Here is a 20771-nt window from a genome sequence, read left to right on the forward strand (position 1 = left end):
GCCTCCGGGGCCTCCCCCGTGGACGGTCTCCCGCGCGGGACGTCAGTCGCGCGCGGCGGCCGCCGCAGCAGCGAGGAGGTCGCGGGCGCGCTCGCGGGTGAGGAACGCCAGGACCGCGTTCTTCTCGCCCACGCGCACCCTGTCGGCGACCTCGAAGCCGAGCGCACGGATCCGGGCGTGGGCAAGCTCGTTCGCGGCATCCGGCTCGACGACGAGGCGGTCCACGCGCGGGTCGGCGAAGCAGAACCCGACGAGCAGCGGCCCGACCGCGCCCCACAGGTCCGCGCCGCGGGGCCCTCGCGCCCCGAGCAGGAAGTGCGCCCCCGCGTCGCCGGGCCGCGCCGGGTACGCCTCGCCGACCGGGTCGTGCTCCGGCTCGTACGTCTGCAGCAGCGCCACGGGAGTCTCGTCCCACCGCACGAGGAACGCGTGGTGCGACGGCAGCGAACCGACGTACGCGTACAGGTCGCGCAGCTCGGCCCGGGACAGCTCGGCCAGACCCCAGAAGCGTGCCCGCGGCTGGGTCACCCAGTCGTGCAGCACGTCGAGGTCGGCGTCGGGGTCGAGCACGCGCAGCGTCAGCCGACCGCCGCCCGGGGCGTCGTGCGTCAGCAGGAGCTCGCCGGGCGCCCCCGTCCGCAGCCGCCCGCTCCCCGCGGGAGCGACGTCGGCAGCGGGCGCGGGGCGGTCGGACTCGCCGCCCGGTCCGGTCGGCGCCTCGGGGCGGGTCTCGGTCCTCGCGGGGGTGGTCATCGGGTCTCCTCGTGGCGCAGCAGGGTCCAGTCGGTCACGACGGGCACGGTCTCCGCGGCCGCCCACGCCGTGAGCTGGTCGGTGAAGTGCGGCGAGCGGGGGTCCCCGCTCGCGCCGAACGGCACGCCCCACCGGCTCGCGTCGCGGTCGGCCAGGTCCCACACCCAGCGCGCGACCGACCCGCGCACGCACACGTCGCTGATCCCGGGCACGCTCGCCGTGCAGCGCACGGTGTCCGTGTCGCCGCCGAGCGGCAGCGACGGCACGCGCGGCGCTGAGACCCCCGGGACGTCGAGGAGCACATGCAGGCCGAGCACGCGGTGGGTCGCGCCCCACACCGGCACGGTGCTCGCCAGCACGGTGCTCGTGCCGTCGGGGTCCGGCAGCACCCGGTCCGGCCCGTCGGGGCCGTCGTCACGCGCGCCCGCGGGATCACGCACGACCTCGCGCAGCGCGGCCCACGCCTCGCCCGTCCCGTCGATCCCCAGCCACGCGGCGCCGAGCAGCGCCGGCAGCGCGTCCGCGACGCGCGCCGTGACCGACAGCCACGGGGCGAAGACGGCGTCGAGCCCGTGCGGCGCGTGCAGGGGCGCCAGGGCGGGATGCGCGGCGACCCGGCGCACGAGGGCCGCACGCCACGCGGCGAACAGGGCCGCGTCCGCGCTGTCCGCGTCCATGCGACAGTCCCACGCCCGCAGGCGGCGGGCCGCCCGCGCCGATGCGGGGTCGCCGTCCGTCGCGCCGACGGTCGCGCCGGACGCGCCCTCGCCGGCCCCGGACCCGCCACCCGGGGACCCGCCGCCCGCGGGCCCGCCGAGCCAGCGCAACAGGTCGTCCGCGACGCCGAGCAGCGTGTCGGCGTGGACGCGCGACTGGTCCGCTGCCGTCGCGTCGCCACCGGCCGTGTCGAGCAGCGCGCGGATGCGCCGCGCGCGGTGCGGCGGTGCGTAGGTGTGGCCGAGGTCGATCTCCGGGCGCGCGGGCCGCTCGTTCGCGTCGACCGCCACGTCCTCCACGACCACGGGACCGGGCGGGACGACCCAGGGGCGGGCGCGCGCGGCGTCGGACCACGCGGGCAGCGGCAGGGCCCGCCCCGCCACGTCCTGGTGCGGCACGCGGCCGGCGGTGACCGTCAGCACCGTGTCCCGGTCCGCCGCGAGCACGCGGTCCACGGGGTCGACCCACGTGGCGAACGCGTCCGTGACGTCGCGCGCCGAGCGGGCCCGCAGCAGCCGTCGCCACGCGGCGACGCCGAGGTCGGCGTCGACCCGTGCGGGCAGCCGGACCGCGAACGTGCGGTCGGGCTCGTCCGGTCCGCCGGTCACGACGACCCCGCGCGCCGTCTCGACCGTCTCCACGCGGTGCTCCACGGGTCCTCCCGCGGCGCGCACGCGCACCGTGGCGACGAGAACCTCCGCGGGTTCGGGGCCGTCCGGGCCCAGCGCCTCCACCCCGCCGTCGGCGGTCCGGCGCAGGCGTTCGGCGACGACGTCGACGTGGTGCGCCATCGCGTTCGTCACGCCCCAGGCCGCGTCACCGGCGTGGCCGAAGTGCGGCAGGCCGGGCACGCCCGGGAACGCGAGGCCGACGACGTCGTAGTCGTCGCACGCCAGGCGCACCTGCTGGTAGACGCCCGGCAGCTCGAGCAGGCGGTGCGGGTCGCCCGCGAGCAGCGGCGCCCCGCTGCGGGTGCGCGCGCCCGCGAGCGCCCACGCGTTCGACCCCGAGCCGGGACCGCCGTCCACGGCGAGCAGGTCGAGCACGGCGGTGAGCGGGACGTCGGGCCGCGACCGCGCGACGGCGGCCCCGAGCGTGCGGGCGACGTGGTCGCGCCACAGCACGTGCGGGAAGCCGGAGAAGAGGACGTGCGCGACGAGGAACACGCCGAGCGGCGCCCACGCAGGCCACGGCTCGTGCGGCAGGAGGTCGCCCCCGCCCGGCCACCCCGGGTCGGCGAGCGCGTGGAGCTCGGGCACGTCGCGGCCCCGACCCAGGCCCTCGTTGACGCCCGCGGTGTACGCGTCGACCCAGGCGCGGTCGTCGTCCGCGAGCGCCGCGTAGGCGCGGCGGGCTGTGTCGGCGAGGCGGACGCGGTGGGCGAACCGGTCCCAGGTGAGACCGGGCTCGCCGAGGCGTTCGGCGAGGCGGCCCTCGGCGCGCCACCGGTCGACCTCGATCTGCCAGCCGCGGTCGAGCGCGGTGACGTACCCCTGACCCCGCGCGAGCGCGAGCTCGTCGGCGGCACGCACGTGCGGCACGCCCCACGCGTCGCGGTGCACGGCGAACCCGCCGGGCGGGGCGCCCGGCACGCCCGGGGCCCCCACGTCAGGCGTCCCGCGCTGCGGGGTTGGCGAGCGTGCCCGCGTACAGGAGGGACGCGGACTGGTCGGCGAGGTCGACCATCTGGAGCGTGTTGCGCAGCTGGAGCCGGTTGAGGCACGAGTGCGCGAACCGGGGTGCGCGCAGGTCGACGCCGCTGCGCAGGTCCGGGTGGTCGGCGCGGTGGGCGTCGAGGCACTCGGCGACCAGGCCCCAGAACCGGTCCTCGGGCAGCACGCCGTCCCCGGCGAGGACCGCGGCGAGGTGGCGCAGGACGCCGTCGAACACGTCGGTGAAGATCGCGAGCGCCTTCTCCTCGTCGTCGACGACGGCCCGCACGCGTTCGACCCCGGGCGGCAGCGCGGCGTCCCCGAGGACCGCGATCTCCTCGCCGACGTCCTTCATGACGGCCCGGACGACGACGTGGTCGCGCAGGACGAGGATGAGGTTCTCCCCGTGCGGCATGAACGCGAGGTCGTGCGCGAGGAGCGCGTGAGCGAGCGGGCGCAGGTAGGCGTCGAGGTAGGACCGGACCCAGTCGGCGGGATCGAGCCCGGAGGCGCGCACGAGCGCGGTGGCGTGGGCGGCGCCGTCGGGGTCGCGGTGCAGGAGCGCGGCCATGGTGGCCAGGCGCTCCCCGGGTGCGGTGCGCGGCACGGGGCTTTCGCGCCACAGCGCGGCGAGCATCTTGCGGTGCGCGGACGGGGTCGTGGTGCGGTGGTAGACGTCGCCGGTGTACCCGATCGAGGCGAGCTCGCGGAGCACGGTGAAGCCGCGCCCGCCGAGCTCCGGGTCGGCGGCGACGAGGTCGGCCACCCAGTCGTTGATCGCCGGGGTGTCGCGCATGTAGGCGGGCGACAGCCCGCGCAGGAACCCCATGTTCTGGATCGCGAGCGCGACCTTGACGTAGTGGCGGCCGGGCCGGGTGAGGTTGAACAGGGTGCGGATCGACTGCTGCGGCTGGTACTCGTCGGCGCCCTGCCCGACCGGCACGAGGTCGCCGCGCGCGACGTCGGCGGCGAACGTGATCGGGACGCGGTGCTCCCACTGCCACGGGTGCACGGGCAGGTAGAGGTAGTCGGCCGGGTCGAGGCCGCGCGCGGCGAGCCGGTCCGCGAACGCCGCGCGCTCGTCGTCGGACAGCTCGCCCGCGTAGTGCGACGCCTCGTCGAGCCCGGCGCCGAGCGCGAGGTGGGTGTGCTCGCGCCGTGCGGCGAGCCACACGAGGCGTACGCGCCCGCCGTTCTCGGGCGCGTACGCGCGGTACTCCGCGAGACCGAACCCGATGCGCCCGTTGTTCGCGACGAACCCCGGGTGCCCCTCGGTCATGGCGGCCTCGACCTCCTGGAACGAGGCGCCCAGCAGGTCGACGGCGCTCGGCCCGCCGGTGCGCTCGTACCGCTCGGTCTTGGCGGTCGCGCTCGCGAGCGTCGAGGACACCTCCTCGAGGTAGGTGGCGAGCAGGTCGTCGGGGATGTCCAGGTCGGGCTGCAGCTCGACCACGAGGTCGAGCGCGTCCACCGGCAGGTCGTGCCGCGCGCCCGTCTCCCCGGGTCCGTCGCCGGGCACGGCGGCCCGCCGGATCGACGCCTCGTCGAGCACCCAGTGCTCCAGCGCGTAGCGGCGCGCGACGAAGCGGTACTCGACGGCGCCGCCGGCGACGGGCAGCACGTACTCGCCGGGGCCGTTCGCCTCGACCGGCCAGACCTCGGTCCGCGGCGCGAGGAGGCGCTCGTGCGTGAGCTCCGCGATCGACTTGGCGACGAGGTGGCGGTGGGCGCGGTCGGCCAGGTCGGGCCGCAGGTGCGGCGCGAGGTCGACGCCGTCGCCCAGCGGGCTCGCGTCCAGGTCGGCGCGGGTCGCGACCGCGAGGTGCGCCGTCTTGCCCGGCAGCTCGAGCTCGCGCAGCACGCGGAACCCGGCCGCGGCGTTCTTCGCCGCGATCGCCGCGTTGCGCACGTCGGGCTCGACGACGACACGCCGCGCCCCGCGCCCGGCGGGGTCGAGGCAGAACCGCACGACGGCGCCCATCACGGCGGACGTGAGGCCACTGCGCGCGGGTCCGGCGGGCGGCGCGACGAGCAGGTGCATCCCCACGTCGCCGGGCTCCAGCAGCGCGACGGCGGCGGGGACGCCGGCGAGCGTGACGCGCGCCGGGTCGTACGTCTCGACGAGGAACGTGGGCTCGCCGTCGACACGGCCGAGCCACGCGTCCTGGTGCGGGTCGGCGGCCACCTCCTGCAGGTAGGCGCGCACGCCGTCCGTGTCGAGGTGGCCCAGCTGCCAGAACGCCGAGCGCGGGTGCGCGAGCCAGCCCTGCACGCGCGCGGCGTCGCGCACCGGGTCGACGGCCTCGAACGAGACGTCCGCGCGGCCGCTGCCGAGCCGGACCCGCACCGCGAAGGCGGCGCCCGGGCTCGCGCTCGTCGCCGGGGCGGGCGACGGCGCGGCCGCCGCCGTCGTCGCGGTGGGGGCGCTCATCGGGCCTCCCCTGCCGTGCGCCCGGCCGTCGCGGCGGACGCCGCGGCGTCTGGGGTGCGTGACGCGGTCGGGGGCTCGGCGGCAGCGGTACCGGCGTCGTCGGGCAGCCCGAACGTCTGGAACGCGATGCGCTCCTCCACCGGGTACACCTCGCGCCCCGTGACGGTGCGCAGCACCACGGCGTTGCGCCACGCGGCGAAGCCCAGGTCGGGGGCCGTGATGCCGTGCGTGTGCTCCTCGCCGTTGAGCACGTGCACGCGGCGCGCGTCGTCGACCGTGTAGTCGCGCGCGACGTCGAACCGGCCGAGCTCGTCGAACCGCAGGAGGTGGCGCACGGGGTCGAGGAACGCGGGCACCGCCGCGGCGTAACCCGTCGCGGCGACGAGGGCGCGCGTGCGGCGCTCGACCTCGACGCCGAGCTGGGCGTGGCGCAGGCGCAGCACGTACTCCCCCGCCTCACCTGCCCCCGGCTCGTAACGGGCGGCCACGACCTCGGTGTCCGTGAGCAGCGTCGTCGGCACCGGGCGGTCCAGGCTGAGGCGGTACAGGGTGTCGTAGATCTCGTCCACGAGGTCGCCGCTGATCCCCTTGTACAGGCCGCGCTGCTCGCGACCGAGGAGCTGGCGCAGCTCGAGCGGCAGCGCGTGGAAGTGGTCGGTGTACTCCGGCGACGTCATCTCCAGCGTGAGCTTCGTGTACTCCATGGGGAAGAAGCGCGGCGAGCGCGTCACCCAGTCCAGCCGGTACCCGTCGCCGTGCGCGTCGCCGTGCACGCCCTCGAGCAGGTCTCGGTACACCTCGGCGGCCGACTGGCCGCTGCCCACGACCGTGACCGACCCGGAGTCGACGAGCGCGGCGCGGTGCGGCAGGTACTGCGCGCTGTGCACGAGCGGCCCGGCACCCGGGTGCTCGCCGCGCGCGACCTCGTCGGCGAGCGCCCGCAGCGCGGGCGGCAGCACCGGGGCGGTGCCGACGCCGAGGACGAGGTGACGCCCCCCGTGCTCCTCGGTGCCCGTGACGGCGCCGTCCGCGTCGAGGACATCGGCCCGTACGACGAACGCGTCGGCGGCCGGGTCGTGCTCGACGGCGACCACCCGCCGCGACCAGCGGAGCGAGCCCAGGCGGGCCGCGACCCAGCGGCAGTAGGCGTCGTACTCGGCGCGCAGCGGGTAGAAGGACTCGCGGATGTAGAACGGGTAGAGCCGGCCTGTGGCCTTGAGGAACGCGAGGAACGAGTACGGCGACGTGGGGTCGGCCAGGGTGACGAGGTCGGCGAGGAACGGGACCTGGATCGTCGCGCCCTCGATCATCATGCCGGGGTGCCAGCGGAACTCCGGCGCCGCGTCGAGGAAGACGGCGTCGACGTCGTCGAGCGGCGCGGACAGTGCGGCGAGGCCGAGGTTGAACGGCCCGATGCCCACGCCGACGACGTCGCGCACGCGGGACGGGTCGTGGATCGGGACGCCGTGGCTCGGGTGCGGGCTCGGGGCCGCGGCGCCGGTCATCGGGCGACCGACCCGGCCGTCGCGAGCGAGGCCACGAGGTCCGCGGCGTGCGCGTCGTCCTCGTCCCCGAGCAGCGCGTCGCGCTCGACGAGCGCCTGCGCGGTCGTACGCACGAGGCCGAGCACGTGGCGCACGTCCGCAGGGGTCACGGCCGGGTTGAGGAGCGTGAGCTTGAGGCACGGGACGCCGTCGAGCACGGTCTTGGCGACGACCGCGCGCCCGGACTCGAAGAGCACGCGCCGCACGAGCGGCACGAGCCGGTCGGCGTGCTCCGCGGCCAGCCCCGGCGGCTCGTACCGGAACAGGACCGTGGACAGGTCGGTGCGCCCGAGCACGCGCAGGTCGGGGTCGTGGGCGAGGTCGGCGTGCACCGCCGCGGCGAGGTCGCACACGGCGTCGACCATCGCGCCGACGCCGTCGGGGCCGAGCGCGCGCAGCGTCGCCCAGAGCTTGAGCGCGTCGAAGCGCCGGGTCGTCTGCAGCGACAGGTCGACCTGGTTGGGCTCGGCGTTCTCGCGCGGGTTGAGGTAGTCCGCGTGGTGGGCGACGCGCTCCAGGTCGGCGCGGTCGCGCACGACCAGCGCGCTCGCGGACACAGGCTGGAAGAACGCCTTGTGGTAGTCGACGGTCACCGACCGCGACCGCTCGATCCCGTCGAGCAGGTGCCGTCGCGTCGGCGACACGAGCAGGCCGCAGCCGTACGCCGCGTCGACGTGCAGCCACACGTCCGTCGCGTCGCACACGTCCGCGACCGCCGCGAGAGGGTCCACGCAGCCGCGGTCGGTCGTGCCCGCGGTCGCGACGACCGCCATGACGAGGTCGCCCGCCGCGCGCACCGCGCCGACCGCCGCTGCGAGCGCCGTGGGGTCGAGGCGGCCGTCGGCGTCGGCCCCGACGTGGACCACGGCGTCGTCGGCCAGGCCGAGCAGCAGGGCGGAACGGGCCACGCTGAAGTGGCTCGACGCGGCCGCGAGGACGCGCAGGCGCGGCAGCAGGGTCGACCGGCCGGGGCCGCCCGCGCGGGCCGCGCGCTCGACGGCGCGCTCCCGGGCGAGGAAGAGCGCGTGCAGGTTGGACTGCGTGCCCCCGGAGGTGAGCACCCCGTCACCGGCGGCGTACCCGACCCGGCGCGCGGTCCACGCGACGACGCGGCGCTCCATGAGGGTCGCCACCGTCGACTGGTCGAACGTGTCGACGGACGTGTTGATCGCCGCGAGCATCGCCTCGGCGCCGACGGCGGGCAGCGCGACCGGGCAGTTGAGGTGGGCGGCGTACGCGGGGTCGTGGAACCACACCGCGTGCGTGGCGTACAGGTCTGCGGCGTCGCGCAGCGCCGCGTCGGTGCCGACGCCGGGCGCGTCGAGGTCGACGTCGTCCACGAGCGTCGCGAGCTGCGCGCGGCTCGCGCCCGACCAGGGCTGCGTCACCGCCGCGACGCGCGCGGCCACGTCGTCGACGACGGCGTGCAGGGTGCTCGCGTAGTCGCCCGCGGTCGCGCCCGTGAGCAGGGCCGGGGCGGTCGAGGGACCGTGCGCGGGCGCGACGGATCGTGCTGAGAGCATGACGAGGCTCCAGGTACGGGGAGAGGACCGGCGCGGATCGCGACGGGGCAATCTGAGGTTTGCCTTGCCTAACCTAGCGCAGTCGAACGCGCCGTCAAGAGTGACCTGCGCCACGCCGCCGTGGACGTGGGACCCGCGCGGCGGGAGGATGGCAATCGCCCGTCCGTGGCTCCCGAGGAGACCGTGTGGAACCGACCGTCGCGACGACCCGCCCCGCCATCGTCACCGTGGACGACGACCCCGGGGTCTCGCGCGCCGTCGCGCGCGACCTGCGCCGCCGGTACGGCGACCGGTACCGCATCGTGCGCGCCGAGTCGGGCGCCGAGACGCTCGACGCGCTGCGCGAGCTCGCGCTGCGGGGCGAGGACGTCGCCGTCGTGCTCGCCGACCACCGCATGCCCGGCATGACGGGCGTCGAGCTGCTCGAGCAGGCGATGGACCTCTTCCCCGCCGCGCGGCGGGTCCTCCTGACCGCCTACGCGGACACCGAGGCCGCCATCGAGGCGATCAACGTCGTCGACCTCGACTACTACCTCCTCAAGCCGTGGGACCCGCCCGAGGAGAAGCTGTACCCGGTCGTGGACGCGCAGCTCGAGGCGTGGTCCACCACGGACCGACGTCGCCCCGCCGAGACGGTCGTCGTCGGGCACCGGTGGTCGGCGCGCTCGTCCCAGGTGCGGGAGTTCCTCGCGCGCAACCGCGTGCCCTACCGCTGGTACCCGTCGGAGTCCGCCGAGGGCGTACGGCTGCTCACCGCGGCGCAGACCGACGGCGAGACCCTCCCCCTCGTGGTCACGCCCGAGGGCGAGGCGCTCGTCGCGCCCGACGACGCCACGCTCGCCGAGCGGGTCGGGCTCGCGACGCGGCCCACGGCCGACTTCTACGACCTCGTCGTCGTGGGCGGCGGCCCCGCCGGGCTGAGCGCCGCCCTGTACGGGGCGTCGGAGGGGCTGCGCACGGTGCTCGTCGAGCGCACCGCCACCGGCGGCCAGGCCGGGCAGAGCTCGCGCATCGACAACTACCTCGGCTTCCCCGACGGGATCTCGGGCGCGCAGCTCGCCGAGCGCGCACGGCGACAGGCGGTGCGGTTCGGGGCGGAGATCGTCACGACGCGCGACGCGATCGAGCTCGACGTCGACGGGCCCGCGCGCAGCGTCCGCTTCCCCGACGGGACGTCGATCGACGCCCACACGGTCATCCTGGCCTCGGGCGTGTCCTACCGGCTGCTCGACGGACCGGGGCTCGGGGACCTCGTCGGGCGCGGCGTGTTCTACGGGTCGGCGCTCACCGAGGCCACGGCGTGCCACGACCAGGAGGTGTACGTCGTCGGCGGCGCCAACTCCGCGGGGCAGGCGGCGCTCTACCTGGCCCGCGAGGCCAAGCGGGTCACCCTCGTGGTCCGGGGCGACTCGCTCGCCCGGTCCATGTCGTCCTACCTCGTCGAGCAGGTCGAGGCGCACCCGCGCGTGCGCGTCCTGACCCGCACGGAGGTCGTCTCGGCGTCGGGCGAGGACCACCTGGAGCACCTCGAGCTGCACGACGTCGACACCGGCGAGACCACGCGCGTCGAGTGCGGCTGGGCGTTCGTGTTCATCGGCGCCGCGCCCCGCACGGACTGGCTCGACGGCGTCGTCGCGCGCGACCCGCGCGGGTACGTGGTCGCCGGTCCCGACCTGCTGCGCGACGGCGTCCCGCCCGCCGGGTGGACGCTCGACCGCCCGCCCTACCACCTCGAGACGTCCGTGCCGGGCGTCTTCGCCGCGGGCGACGTGCGCGCGGAGTCCGCCAAGCGCGTCGCGTCCGCCGTGGGCGAGGGCGCCATGGCCGTCATGCTCGTGCACCGCTACCTCGAACAGCTCTGACCGTCCCGTCCCGCGCGACACAGCCCCGACCCGAACCCCGGAGGCGACACCGTGACCAGCACCGAGGACCCCACCACGACCCCGCCCACCCCGGGCGCCTCCGCTGCGGCGGCCGCCCGCGGCTGGCTGCCGTGCGACGTCGACGAGCTGCGCGCCACGTTCCTGTTCGAGCATCTCACCGACGACCAGCTCGCGTGGCTCTGCGCGACCGGGCACGTCGAGCGGCACGACGCGGGCTGGCTGTTCCACGAGGGAACGCCTGCCGAAGCGTTCTACGTCCTGCTCGACGGCGGCGTCGCGCTCTACCGGCGCGTGGGCGAGGACGAGGTCGAGGTCTCGCGCACGCACCAGGTCGGCGTGTACCTGGGCGCGTGGAACGCCTACCTCGGCGACCGGCTCCCCCAGACCTACCTGCACTCGGCGCGCGCCCTGGAGCCCTCGCGCTTCTTCGTGCTCGAGGCGCACGACTTCGCCAAGCTCATGACCGAGTGGTTCCCCATGGCCGTGCACCTGCTGGAGGGGGTCTTCTGGGGGACGCGCGACGCGCAGCAGCTCGTCGGGCAGCGCGAGCGCCTCCTCGCGCTCGGGTCGCTCTCGGCCGGCCTCACGCACGAGCTCAACAACCCCGCCGCCGCCGCGGTGCGCGCGACCGGGACCCTGCGCGAGCGCGTCGCCGCCATGCGGCACAAGCTCGCGCTCATCGCCGACGGGCCCTACGACCGCGCGACCCTCGCCGAGCTCATCCGGCTCCAGGAGGAGGCGCTCGAGCGCTACGCGGACACCCGGACGGCCGACGCCGTCGGCGCGCTGGAGACGTCCGACCTGGAGGACCGCCTCACCGACTGGCTCGAGGACCACGGCCTCCCGGAGGGCTGGCGCGTCTCCCCCGCGCTGGTCCAGGCCGGGATCGACGAGCCGTGGCTCGACCGCGTCGCCGAGCGCGTGGACGCCGGCGCGCTCACCGGGGCCGTGAGCTGGCTCGCGTACACGATCGAGACCGAGCAGCTCATGGCCGAGATCGAGGACGCCACCGTGCGCATCTCCACCCTCGTCGGCGCCGCGCGCCAGTACTCCCAGCTCGACCGGGCGCCGTTCCGGCCCGTCGACCTGCACGAGCTGCTCGACTCCACGCTGACGATGCTCGACCACTCCCTCGCGGGCGTCGAGGTCGTGCGCCGCTACGCCCCGGACCTCCCGCTGGTGCCGGTGTACGCGGCCGAGCTCAACCAGGTGTGGACCAACCTCGTGGAGAACGCCGCCCAGGCGATGGACGGGGCCGGCACGCTGACGGTCACGACGCGGCGCGTCGACGACCGCGCCGAGATCGAGATCGCCGACACCGGCCCGGGCATCCCCGACGACGTGCGGCCGCGCATCTTCGAGCCCTTCTTCACGACCAAGCCGGTCGGGCAGGGTACCGGGCTCGGCCTCGACATCTCGTGGCGGATCGTCGTCAACAAGCACCACGGCGACCTCACGGTGACGTCCGTGCCCGGCGACACGCGGTTCGTCGTGCACCTGCCGCTGGAGGCCCCGCAGCCCGCGCAGACCCCGCAGCCGTGACAGCCCCCGCCCCCGCCGCGGGGACGTCGCCCGTCGGCGAGGAGCGCCACGCGTCGTGGCTCGAGCTCTTCTTCGACCTCGTCGTCGTCGCGGGCATCGGGATGCTGGCCCACCTGCTGCAGGAGGACCACGACCGCGGCGGGCTCGCCCTCTACGTCGTCGCGTACACCGCGTTCTGGCTCGTGTGGGCCTGTTTCACCACGTACGGCAACGTCGCGGGCGAGGGCGCCCGGGCGCTGCCCATCCTCGGCGGGATGGCGGCGCTCTCGGTGATGATCGCCGCCGTGCCCGGCATCCACGACGAGCACGCGCAGGCGTTCGCGGTCGCGTACGTCGTCGGCCGGCTCGTCGCCGCGCGACCGTGGCGCCGCACGACCGTCGTCGTCGACCTGCCCGTGGTGCAGGCGCTCACCGGCGTCGTGCCGTGGATCGTGTCGTGGTGGTTCGACGGGCAGACGCGGTACGCGCTCTGGGCCGTCGGCCTCGCGATCGACCTCCTCCTGCTCCTCACGCTCTCGGGCGAGCGCCTGGTCCAACGGGCGCAGGAACGCCTGGACGAGGTCCGCGAGCGCCGGGGGCGCGGACCGGGTTCCCGGCGCGACCGCCGGGGTCGCGACAGGCTGGGGCAGGGCGGGCGCGCGCCCGCGGGTCTCGCGGACGAGAGGCGCGGACGTGGCGGACGGCGGGGGGCGGGAGGCGCGAGGGGCGACCAGGAGGTCGAGGTGCCGACGACGGTCGACGCGGCCGTGAGCGACGTCCCGCACCTCGGGGAGCGCCTGGGCCTCTTCGTCATCATCGTGCTCGGCGAGGGTCTCATCCAGGCCATCGACGCCGCGAGCGAGGCCGAGTGGGACCGCACGCTCCTCGTCGCCGGAGCGGGCGCGTTCACGCTGCTCGTGGGCCTGTGGGCGCTGACCGTGCGGTCGGGCTATGCGGGCGTCGCGCTGCTGCGTCCCGCCGGGGTGCCGCCGCGCTCGGCGTGGTTCCTGCACCTGGTGACCACCGGGGCGCTCGCGACGCTCGCGGGCGCGCTCGGCGGCGTCCTGGACCGTCCGGCGCGCGCGCTCGACCCGGGCGAGCTCGCGCTGCTCGTCGGCGCGTTCGCCGTGCACGGGCTCGTGTCCGCCGGGGTGCACGCCGCGCTGCGCGACGGGCGCACCGCCGCCCTGCTCGCCGTGCCCGTCGTCGCCGCCGGGGCGGTGGCCTGGCTCGCCGGCGGCACGATCTCGGCCGCGGGACTGGTGTGGGTGCTGTCGGGAGCGCTGCTGGTCCAGCTCGCCCTGGCCCGCGGTCCCCGCCCGGTGCCCACCCCGGCCGGGGCGGGCACCTGACGCCGGCCCGGCAACCTGCCCGGGCAAAATCGTGGACGTCGGACGATCGCGGGCATAGCCTCGTGGCGTCCGGTCGAACCCGCCCGGACGCACGATCATGACGACCGGTGAAGGGGAGGTGGACCCGCGTGCTGCACCAGTGGTCCACCGACCCGTCCCGAAGGGCGCTCCTCAGGTAGACGACGCACGTCGTCCACCTGCAGAGCCGTCCTGGGGCACCGTCCTGGGGCGGCTCTCGTCGTCCACCCCAGGTCACGCCCCACCTCACGGCCGCCACGGCCACCGACACGACAGGAGGCGCGACGATGAGCGAGGTGGTCATCTACAACCTCGGCGGCAGCCAGGAGATCGGCCGCGTGTCGTTGCGCCACGCCATCCGCATGCTGCACCGGCGGGTCGCCGAGGTGCTCGAGGCCGTCGAGGGCGAGACGTTCGGCCCGTACCAGCGGCCGCGGTCGGTCGCGCTCGTCCGGTACGTGCACACCCGGTGGGTGTACGAGCGCCAGGGCCGCGTGCCGTACTCGCGCGCGGCGCTGCTGCGCCGCGACCGGTACCGCTGCGCGTACTGCGGCGGGACCGCGACGACCATGGACCACGTGGTGCCGCGGTGCCAGGGCGGGACGACGACGTGGCTCAACGCGGTGGCGGCGTGCGAGCCGTGCAACGCCGCCAAGGGCGGCCGCACGCCCGAGCAGGCGGGCCTGCGGATGCTCAGACGCCCGTTCGAGCCCGCGTTCCGCGACATCTACCCGTCGGCGCCCGCCCCGCGCAGACGCTGACGGGTCCCCCGACCGGCGCCACGGTCGGCTCCCCAGGCCGCCCGGCCGGTGGCGGTGACACCGGCCGGGCTTCCCCACGCCTGCGCCCTGCCTCCCGGGCGCGACGCCGTCGACCGTCCGGGACCGGGCGGCGCGCCCTCCCTCCCGGTAGAGCCGGTCCGCGTCTCGCACCCACCCGGGTCCCGGACCGCGCGAGGGAGACCACGATGGCGAGGTTCCGGATCGGGACGTTCAACGTCGAGAACCTGTTCGAGCGCCCGCGCGCGATGGCGGGCCCCCTCACGGGCGGCAACGCGGTCCTGGCCGCGCACGCTCGGGTCAACGCGCTGATCGCCGAGGAGCAGTACGGCCCGGGCGTGCGGGCGGAGATCCTGGAGCACCTGGAGACCCTCGGCCTGCTGCGCTCGGACGCCGCCGCGCTCGCGGTCCTCCGCCAGGTCCGGGGGCGGCTCGTGCGCCGCACGGGCTCGCAGGCGGCGGGCACCGCGCGCACCGAGGTCGTCGCCACCGGGCGCGGCGACTGGGTCGGCTGGGTCGACCTGGTCAAGGACCGGGTCGACGAGCTCGCCATGACGCACACCGCCCGCGTCGTCGCCGACGTCGACGCCGACGTGCTGGCCGTCGTCGAGGCCGAGAGCCGGGTCGCGCTCAAGCACTTCACGGACGCGGGCGTCGTCACACCGTCCGGGCGACCCGTCTACCCGCACGTCATGGTCATCGACGGCAACGACGACCGCGGCATCGACGTCGGGCTCCTCACGACGCGGCCGTACCGGATCGGGACCGTCCGCTCGCACGTCGACGACCGCGACTCGCGCGGGCGCCTCGTGTTCGGGCGCGACTGCCCGGAGTACGTCGTCGAGCTGCCCGGCGGCGGCACGCTCACGGTGCTCGTCAACCACTTCAAGTCCAAGGGCTACGGCACGCAGGCCGCGTCCGACGCGACGCGACGCCGGCAGGCCACCCGCACGGCCGCGATCTACGCGGGACTGCGCGCCCGCGGCGAGGACAATGTCGTGGTCGTGGGCGACCTCAACGACACGCCCGGGTCAACCCCGCTGCGCCCCCTGCTCGAGCGGACCGACCTGCGCGACGTGAGCGAGCACCCGGCGTTCCGCGGCGACGGGCGGCCCGGCACGTACGGCAACGGGACCGCGAGCCAGAAGATCGACTACGTGCTGCTCTCGCCCGCGCTGTTCGACCGCACCGTCGGCGGGTCGGTGTTCCGCAGGGGCGTCTGGGGCGGCACGAAGGGCACGCTGTTCCCCCACTACGACACGATGACGTCGGCGACGCACGCCGCCTCCGACCACGCCGCCCTCTACGCCGACGTGGACCTCGCCTGAGGCACGGCGTCGAACCGGATCGCCCCGGACACCACGAGGTCGGCGCGGGTGCGGGTCGACTCCACGAGGAGCGCGTTGCGCCCGTCGACCTCGTGCGCCCAGGCGGTCGCGGCCTCGACGGTGCGCCCGTGGCGCGTGTGCCGGTCGACGAGGCGCCGTTCGCGCTCGGCGGCACCGGTGCCGCAGAACCACGCCTCGTCGAGCAGGTCGCGCACCCGACCCCAGGGGTCCTCGGGTACCAGGAGGTAGTTCCCCTCGACCACGACGACCCCGTGCGACGGCTCGACCGCGATCTCCCCGGCCACGGGCTCGTCGACCTCGCGGTGGAAGGACGGCGCGTACACGGTGCGGTCGCGCTCCTCGCGCACCCGGCGCAGCAGGGCGACGAAGCCGTCGCCGTCGAACGTGTCGAGCGCGCCCTTGCGGTCGTGACGGCCGAGCCGGTCGAGCGTCGCGTTCGCGAGGTGGAACCCGTCCATCGGGAGGTGCACGGCCTCCGGTCCGACCGCCTCCACGAGCCGGGTCGCGAGCGTCGTCTTGCCGGCGCCGGGGCTGCCCGCGATCCCGACGACGACGCGCCCGCCGCCCGACCGCTCGCGGAGAGCCCGCACGCGCGCCAGGAGCACGGCCGGGTCCGCGACCTCGGCGGACGGCTGCGCGTCTCCGGGCACGAGGTCCACGGCATCCTTCTCGACGGTCATGCACCCAGTGTCCCGTGCCGACGGCTCGCGAGTCGTGGGTCGTGGTCGTGGGTCGGCGATGCCGGGACCGATGAGTCGGCGGCGCGGGTCGGGTCTCACCCCACGACCCAGGATCTCGAACCCAGGAGGACGGCATGGCCACGGTGGTCGCGGGAGCAGCGGTGTCGCTGGACGGCTACGTCCAGGACGCCGACGGAAGCATCGAGGCGCTGTACGCGGACTTCGAGGAGCTGGCGAGCAGCGCGTACCTGCGAGAGCTCCAGGAGCGGACCGGCGCCGTCCTCATGGGCCGGCGCACGTACGACATGGCCCCGGACCCCGACGGCTACGCGGACGGCTACGAGTTCCAGGTGCCGATCTTCGTCGTCACCCACACGGCACCGCCGGTCGCGCCGAAGCGCAACGAGCGGCTGTGGGTCACGTTCGTCACGGACGGCGTCGAGTCGGCGGTCCGGCAGGCCCGCGCCGCCGCGGGCGAGCGCGACGTGACCTTCATCGGCGGGGCCGACGTCTTCCACCAGCTCTGGGCCGCCGGGCTCGTCGACGAGCTCGCCGTCGAGGTCATGCCGGTCCTGCTCGGGGGCGGCGTCCGGCTGTTCGACGGCGAGGCGCCTGCCGAGCTGGAGAAGGTGCGGGTCGACGAGCTCGGCGCGCGGACCGCGCTGCGCTACCGGGTCGTCCGGGCGGCCGGTCCGACGGCCGCGCAGGCGTAGCTCAGGCGCTCGCCGGGACCACCCGGTCCCCCGACCCCTCGGGCGGACGCGCCGCGAGCGCCGCGACCGGGTCGCGCGCGAGGTCGGCGACCGGGAGCCCGGTCTCCCGGCTCAGCGCGCGCAGCAGGCCGGCGCGCGACGCGTAGCCCGCGGCGCGGGCCGCGGCGTCGAGCTGCGACCCGCCGCGCAGCCGGGCGACGGCGACGTTGAGGTGGGCGCGCGTGCGCCAGCGACCGAACGCGAGCCCGGTCTCCTCGACGAAGAGCCGCTGGACGTGCCGCGCGCTGGCGCGGCGCCGGTCGGCGAGCTCGTCGAGCGTCGCGACGCCCCGGCGGGCCTCCTTCGCCACGGCCCGCGCGACGGGATGCACGGGCAGCCGCAGGACGAAGTAGTCGCCCGCGAGCCCCCGCAGGACGTCCTCGAGCGCGGCGCGGAACGGCGCGACCTGCTCGGGCGTCGCCGGGGCCGCGCACAGGACCGCCGTGAGCACCCGCGTCAGGGCGGGCACGACGCCGAGGCGGTGGACGCGCGCGGGCGGCTCGACCCCCGGGGAGAGCACGGGCCCGAGCGCCATCGAGTCGCCGGGCAGGCGCATCGCGTGCGGGACGCGCGGGGCGAGCCAGAGGTTCTCGTGCGTGCGCAGCGTCAGGGGCGCGCCGTCGACGACGAGCTCCGCGGTGCCGGCGACGACGTGCACGAGGTGCGGCTCGTCGTGGGCGTGGGTGCCGTGGCCGAGGAAGCGGACGGAGTGCTCGGGGACGACGGCGCCCAGCGCGGTCGGCGTCATGCGCTCTCCTCTCGCTCGGGTCGGGTCGGGTCGGCTCGGGTCGGTGACGTGTCGTGTCCGGGACGGGTCGTGTCACGTTCGGACGCGGATCGTCCCTCAGGTGTGGTTAGCCTAACCTCGCGAGGAGCGCCCCGGTGCGCCGTGCGGCCCCCGCGTCCCTGCTGCCGAGTGTGAGGTCCCATGCTGTCGTCACGTCGCCCCGCCCGCCGTCCCCTCGTCGCGCTGGCCGCGCTCACCGCCGCCGCGTCGCTCGCCCTGGCGGGCTGCTCCGCCGGGACGACGCCGTCCGGCTCCGGTGGCGAGCCCTCCGCCGACGCCGGCTCGACCGCGTCCGAGACCGCCGCCGAGCGGGTCGTGACGACCGACCAGGGCGACGTCACCGTCCCGACCGACCCGCAGCGCGTCGTCGTGCTCAACCACGCCCTGGCGGGCTACCTGTACGAGCTCGACGTGCCCGTGCTCGCGACGGTCCCCGAGGTGACGGACGACCCGGACCCGAAGTTCTCGCCCTTCTGGGAGGACCAGGCCGAGGCCGACGGCACCGAGCTCATGGAGTGGAGCGCCGACGGCTACAACCTCGAGGCGATCCTCGCGCTCGACCCCGACCTCATCGTGGGCGGCGGGTGGGGCTTCCCGCTCAAGCAGGCCACCGACGTCTACGACGGTCTGAGCCAGATCGCCCCGACCGTCCTGGTGAGCGGCACGTACACCACGTGGCAGGAGCAGTTCGCGTTCCTCGCCCAGGACGTGTTCGACGACGCCGCGACGTACGACGAGCTCGTCGCCGGGTACGACGAGCGGCTCGCCGAGGTCGGCGGGGCCATCACCGTGCCCGAGGGCGAGACGGCGTTCCTCGCGCTCACGTCCGAGGGCAAGACGTTCGCGCTGAACGAGGGCGAGGGCCTGCCCGCGATCTTCGAGCGGCTCGGGTTCGCGATCCAGCCGATCCAGGCGCAGACGGGCGCCGAGCCGTACACGCCGGGCGGCGACATGTTCGAGGTGTCGGCCGAGCAGGTGACCTCGGTGGTCACCGTGCCGAACGTGTTCGTCGTCGGGTTCAACGGCGCGGAGATCGACGTCGACGCGCTCGCCGCCGACCCCGTGTACGCGGGCCTGCCGTCGTTCTCGTCGGGCCACGCGTATGAGCTGCCGACGTGGACGATCCGCGGCGACTACCACGAGGCCATGGGGCTCCTGGACGTCGTCGAGGAGCAGTTCTCCTGATGGCCCAGCACCGCCTGCGCACGCACCCGCTGGTGCTGCGGCGCGTCGAGGTGGCGCGCGTCGTCGACGTGACGCCCCGGATGCGCCGCGTGACGCTGATCGGGCCGGAGCTCGGGGCGTTCGAGCGCGACGGCCTGCCGATGCCCGCGTTCGACGCGCCGTGGTTCGACGACCACGTGAAGATCGTCCTCGGGTCCGACGGCGACGTCGCGTCCGCGCTGCCCGTACAGCGCGCGCACGGGATCGACTGGCCGCCCGCCCCCAACCGGCAGGGTCGCGACTACACGCCGCGCCGCTGGGACGCGGCGGCCGGCGAGCTCGACCTCGACCTCGTGCTGCACGGCGACGGCCCCGCCGCGGCGTGGGCCCAGGCGGCGCGCCCGGGCAGCGAGCTGTGGTTCGTCGGGCCCAAGGCGTCGACGGTCTGGCCCGACGACGTCGACTGGGCGCTGCTCGCCGGCGACGAGACGGCGCTGCCCGCGATCGGGCGCTTCCTCGACGAGCGGCCGGTCGACGTGCCCGTCCAGGTCGTCGTGACGATCGGCGACGAGTCCGCACGCCAGGACCTGGCGCTGCGCGCGGGCGACACCGTGCGGTGGGTCGTCGCGCCCGAGGGTGACCGCGCCGCGCTCGACGACGCCGTGCGCGCCCTCGAGTGGTGGCCCGGCCAGGTCTACGCGTGGGCGGCGAGCGAGAGCCGCGCGCTCCTGCCCGTGCGGCGCTACCTGGCGCGCGAGCGTGCCGTGCCGCGGACGCATGTCGACGTGACGGGCTACTGGCACGCCGAGCCGGCGCCCGGCCCGGCACCGGCCGACGGGTCTGCGGGCGAGAGGGAGCCGCAGCCCGCGGGCGTGCCGTCGCCCGTGCCCTGGTTCGCGACCCGCGCCGTGCTGCAGCTCGGCCTGCTCGACGAGCTCGGCGCGGGGCCCCGCGACGTCGCGACCCTCGCCGAGGTCGCTCGCGTCACGCCGGGCGCGGTGCGCACCCTGGTGGGCGTGCTCGCGGCGTCGGGCGTCGTCACGTTCGACGGCGACACGGTCGCCCTGGGCGACGCGGGCGAGGACCTCCTCGACGACGAGCACGAGCGCGAGGAGTACGAGGGTCTGGAGGCGGACGCCGTCCTGGCGCTCGCGGCGCTCGCCCCGGCGCTGCGCGACGGCGTCCCGGCGTGGTCACGCTCGCGTGGGCGGACGCTGCGCGCCGAGGTCGAGGCGGACGCCGAGCGCGCCGCGGAGGTCGTGGAGGGCGCCGACGTGCTGCCGTACGTGCTCACGGGTCTCGCCACCTGGCCGGTGTGGGCGGACGCGCGGTCCGTCGCGCTCGGCGGCCCCGGCGCGCTCGTCCTCGCGGACCTGCTCGCCGAGGTCCCCGGCGACCGCGCGACGACGCTCGTCGAGGACACGGTCCCGCTCGGGGTCCTGCGCGAGCAGGCAGGACCCGGCGCGGCGCACGCCGCGGCCGTGGCGTGGCCCGCGGCCGACGTCGCCGTGTGCGCGCTCGGGGCCGGCCACCGCACCGACGACGAGGTCGTCGACCTCCTCGCCGCGATGCGCGCCGCCGCGCCGCGCGCCGTGCTCGTCGAAGACTTCACGCCCGACGGGCTCAGCCCGCACGCGCACGAGCACGCCCTGCTCTCGCTCGCCACCACCGGCGCCCCGCCGCGCACGCCCGACGACGTCGCACGGCTCGCGGAGCGCGCGGGCTGGCGCGTCGAACGGCACGAGGCGCTCGGCTGGGGTGTCGAACAGGTCCAGCTCGCCGCCGGGACGCCTAGGTGTGATGTCCAGGGAGGTTGTCCCGATCCCGTGACGAGGACACGGGGCCGGGTTACCGGATGACGAAGGC

General features: G+C 76.0%; 15 protein-coding genes. 8 read left to right on the plus strand and 7 right to left on the minus strand.

All coding sequences use genetic code 11. The features are described 5' to 3' along the window. Positions 1-42: 42 nt before the first annotated feature. The 5 genes from NF338_RS09435 to NF338_RS09455 are packed head-to-tail and all read right to left on the minus strand — an operon-like array spanning position 43 to position 8620. Positions 43-753 (minus strand): GNAT family N-acetyltransferase, encoded by a 711-nt coding sequence (locus NF338_RS09435; RefSeq protein WP_264030513.1) that lies wholly within the window; start codon positions 751-753, stop codon positions 43-45. Beyond that, the gene (locus NF338_RS09440; RefSeq protein ID WP_264030514.1) at positions 750-3062 is read right to left on the minus strand and encodes a penicillin acylase family protein; all 2313 of its coding nucleotides are present in this window, start codon (positions 3060-3062) and stop codon (positions 750-752) included. Before NF338_RS09440 ends, NF338_RS09435 begins: the two co-directional genes overlap by 4 nt. A 16-nt stretch (positions 3063-3078) precedes the next feature. Then, positions 3079-5553: a GNAT family N-acetyltransferase gene (locus tag NF338_RS09445; RefSeq protein ID WP_264030515.1), complete on the minus strand. Its 2475-nt coding sequence runs from the start codon at positions 5551-5553 to the stop codon at positions 3079-3081. Beyond that, positions 5550-7058: a lysine N(6)-hydroxylase/L-ornithine N(5)-oxygenase family protein gene (locus NF338_RS09450; protein ID WP_264030516.1), complete on the minus strand. Its 1509-nt coding sequence runs from the start codon at positions 7056-7058 to the stop codon at positions 5550-5552. Before NF338_RS09450 ends, NF338_RS09445 begins: the two co-directional genes overlap by 4 nt. After that, on the minus strand, positions 7055-8620 hold the full coding sequence (locus tag NF338_RS09455) for a pyridoxal phosphate-dependent decarboxylase family protein (protein ID WP_264030517.1): 1566 nt from the start codon (positions 8618-8620) through the stop codon (positions 7055-7057). The genes NF338_RS09450 and NF338_RS09455 overlap by 4 nt, the downstream gene beginning before the upstream one ends. A 185-nt stretch (positions 8621-8805) precedes the next feature. Between NF338_RS09455 and NF338_RS09460 the strand changes: the two genes are divergently transcribed. From NF338_RS09460 to NF338_RS09480, 5 genes are all read left to right on the plus strand, one after another. Continuing rightward, complete coding sequence (locus NF338_RS09460; RefSeq protein WP_264030518.1) at positions 8806-10482, plus strand: FAD-dependent oxidoreductase; 1677 nt, start codon at positions 8806-8808, stop codon at positions 10480-10482. A gap of 51 nt (positions 10483-10533) precedes the next feature. Then, positions 10534-12045, plus strand: coding sequence for an ATP-binding protein (locus tag NF338_RS09465; RefSeq protein WP_264030519.1), 1512 nt, complete (start codon positions 10534-10536; stop codon positions 12043-12045). Next, on the plus strand, positions 12042-13376 hold the full coding sequence (locus NF338_RS09470) for a low temperature requirement protein A (RefSeq protein ID WP_264030520.1): 1335 nt from the start codon (positions 12042-12044) through the stop codon (positions 13374-13376). Before NF338_RS09465 ends, NF338_RS09470 begins: the two co-directional genes overlap by 4 nt. 305 nt (positions 13377-13681) lie before the next feature. After that, positions 13682-14155 carry an HNH endonuclease gene (locus NF338_RS09475; protein ID WP_264030521.1) on the plus strand — a complete coding sequence of 158 codons (474 nt, stop codon included), beginning with the start codon at positions 13682-13684 and terminating at the stop codon, positions 14153-14155. A gap of 206 nt (positions 14156-14361) precedes the next feature. Further along, positions 14362-15501, plus strand: coding sequence for an endonuclease/exonuclease/phosphatase family protein (locus NF338_RS09480; protein WP_264030522.1), 1140 nt, complete (start codon positions 14362-14364; stop codon positions 15499-15501). Here the strand turns inward: NF338_RS09480 and NF338_RS09485 are convergent. Further along, positions 15477-16202: a nucleoside/nucleotide kinase family protein gene (locus tag NF338_RS09485; RefSeq protein WP_264030523.1), complete on the minus strand. Its 726-nt coding sequence runs from the start codon at positions 16200-16202 to the stop codon at positions 15477-15479. The two genes, NF338_RS09480 and NF338_RS09485, sit on opposite strands and share 25 nt — an antisense overlap. Positions 16203-16336: 134 nt before the next feature. On the opposite strand from NF338_RS09485, the gene NF338_RS09490 reads away from it, so the two are divergent. Continuing rightward, positions 16337-16915: a dihydrofolate reductase family protein gene (locus tag NF338_RS09490; protein ID WP_264030524.1), complete on the plus strand. Its 579-nt coding sequence runs from the start codon at positions 16337-16339 to the stop codon at positions 16913-16915. Between the two features lies 1 nt (position 16916). Here NF338_RS09490 and NF338_RS09495 read toward each other — a convergent pair whose 3' ends face one another. Next, on the minus strand, positions 16917-17702 hold the full coding sequence (locus NF338_RS09495; protein WP_264030525.1) for a helix-turn-helix domain-containing protein: 786 nt from the start codon (positions 17700-17702) through the stop codon (positions 16917-16919). 180 nt (positions 17703-17882) lie between these two features. Between NF338_RS09495 and NF338_RS09500 the strand changes: the two genes are divergently transcribed. Together NF338_RS09500 and NF338_RS09505 are read left to right on the plus strand one after the other, a co-directional pair. Further along, complete coding sequence (locus NF338_RS09500; RefSeq protein WP_264030526.1) at positions 17883-18926, plus strand: ABC transporter substrate-binding protein; 1044 nt, start codon at positions 17883-17885, stop codon at positions 18924-18926. Then, a complete protein-coding gene (locus NF338_RS09505) occupies positions 18926-20764 on the plus strand; it encodes a siderophore-interacting protein (protein WP_264030527.1) in 1839 nt (612 codons plus the stop codon). The genes NF338_RS09500 and NF338_RS09505 overlap by 1 nt, the downstream gene beginning before the upstream one ends. Positions 20765-20771: the final 7 nt, after the last annotated feature.

This window comes from Cellulosimicrobium sp. SH8 (assembly GCF_025818875.1).
GTDB lineage: Bacteria > Actinomycetota > Actinomycetes > Actinomycetales > Cellulomonadaceae > Cellulosimicrobium > Cellulosimicrobium cellulans_D.

Bases quoted from the DNA above. Each gene is read 5' to 3' on its own strand.
- NF338_RS09435 (WP_264030513.1), bottom strand. From the start codon at position 753: ATGACCACCCCCGCGAGGACCGAGACCCGCCCCGAGGCGCCGACCGGA.
- NF338_RS09445 (WP_264030515.1), bottom strand. From the start codon at position 5,553: ATGAGCGCCCCCACCGCGACGACGGCGGCGGCCGCGCCGTCGCCCGCC.
- NF338_RS09450 (WP_264030516.1), bottom strand. From the start codon at position 7,058: ATGACCGGCGCCGCGGCCCCGAGCCCGCACCCGAGCCACGGCGTCCCG.
- NF338_RS09455 (WP_264030517.1), bottom strand. From the start codon at position 8,620: ATGCTCTCAGCACGATCCGTCGCGCCCGCGCACGGTCCCTCGACCGCC.
- NF338_RS09475 (WP_264030521.1), top strand. From the start codon at position 13,682: ATGAGCGAGGTGGTCATCTACAACCTCGGCGGCAGCCAGGAGATCGGC.
- NF338_RS09480 (WP_264030522.1), top strand. From the start codon at position 14,362: ATGGCGAGGTTCCGGATCGGGACGTTCAACGTCGAGAACCTGTTCGAG.
- NF338_RS09485 (WP_264030523.1), bottom strand. From the start codon at position 16,202: ATGACCGTCGAGAAGGATGCCGTGGACCTCGTGCCCGGAGACGCGCAG.
- NF338_RS09490 (WP_264030524.1), top strand. From the start codon at position 16,337: ATGGCCACGGTGGTCGCGGGAGCAGCGGTGTCGCTGGACGGCTACGTC.
- NF338_RS09495 (WP_264030525.1), bottom strand. From the start codon at position 17,702: ATGACGCCGACCGCGCTGGGCGCCGTCGTCCCCGAGCACTCCGTCCGC.
- NF338_RS09500 (WP_264030526.1), top strand. From the start codon at position 17,883: ATGCTGTCGTCACGTCGCCCCGCCCGCCGTCCCCTCGTCGCGCTGGCC.
- NF338_RS09505 (WP_264030527.1), top strand. From the start codon at position 18,926: ATGGCCCAGCACCGCCTGCGCACGCACCCGCTGGTGCTGCGGCGCGTC.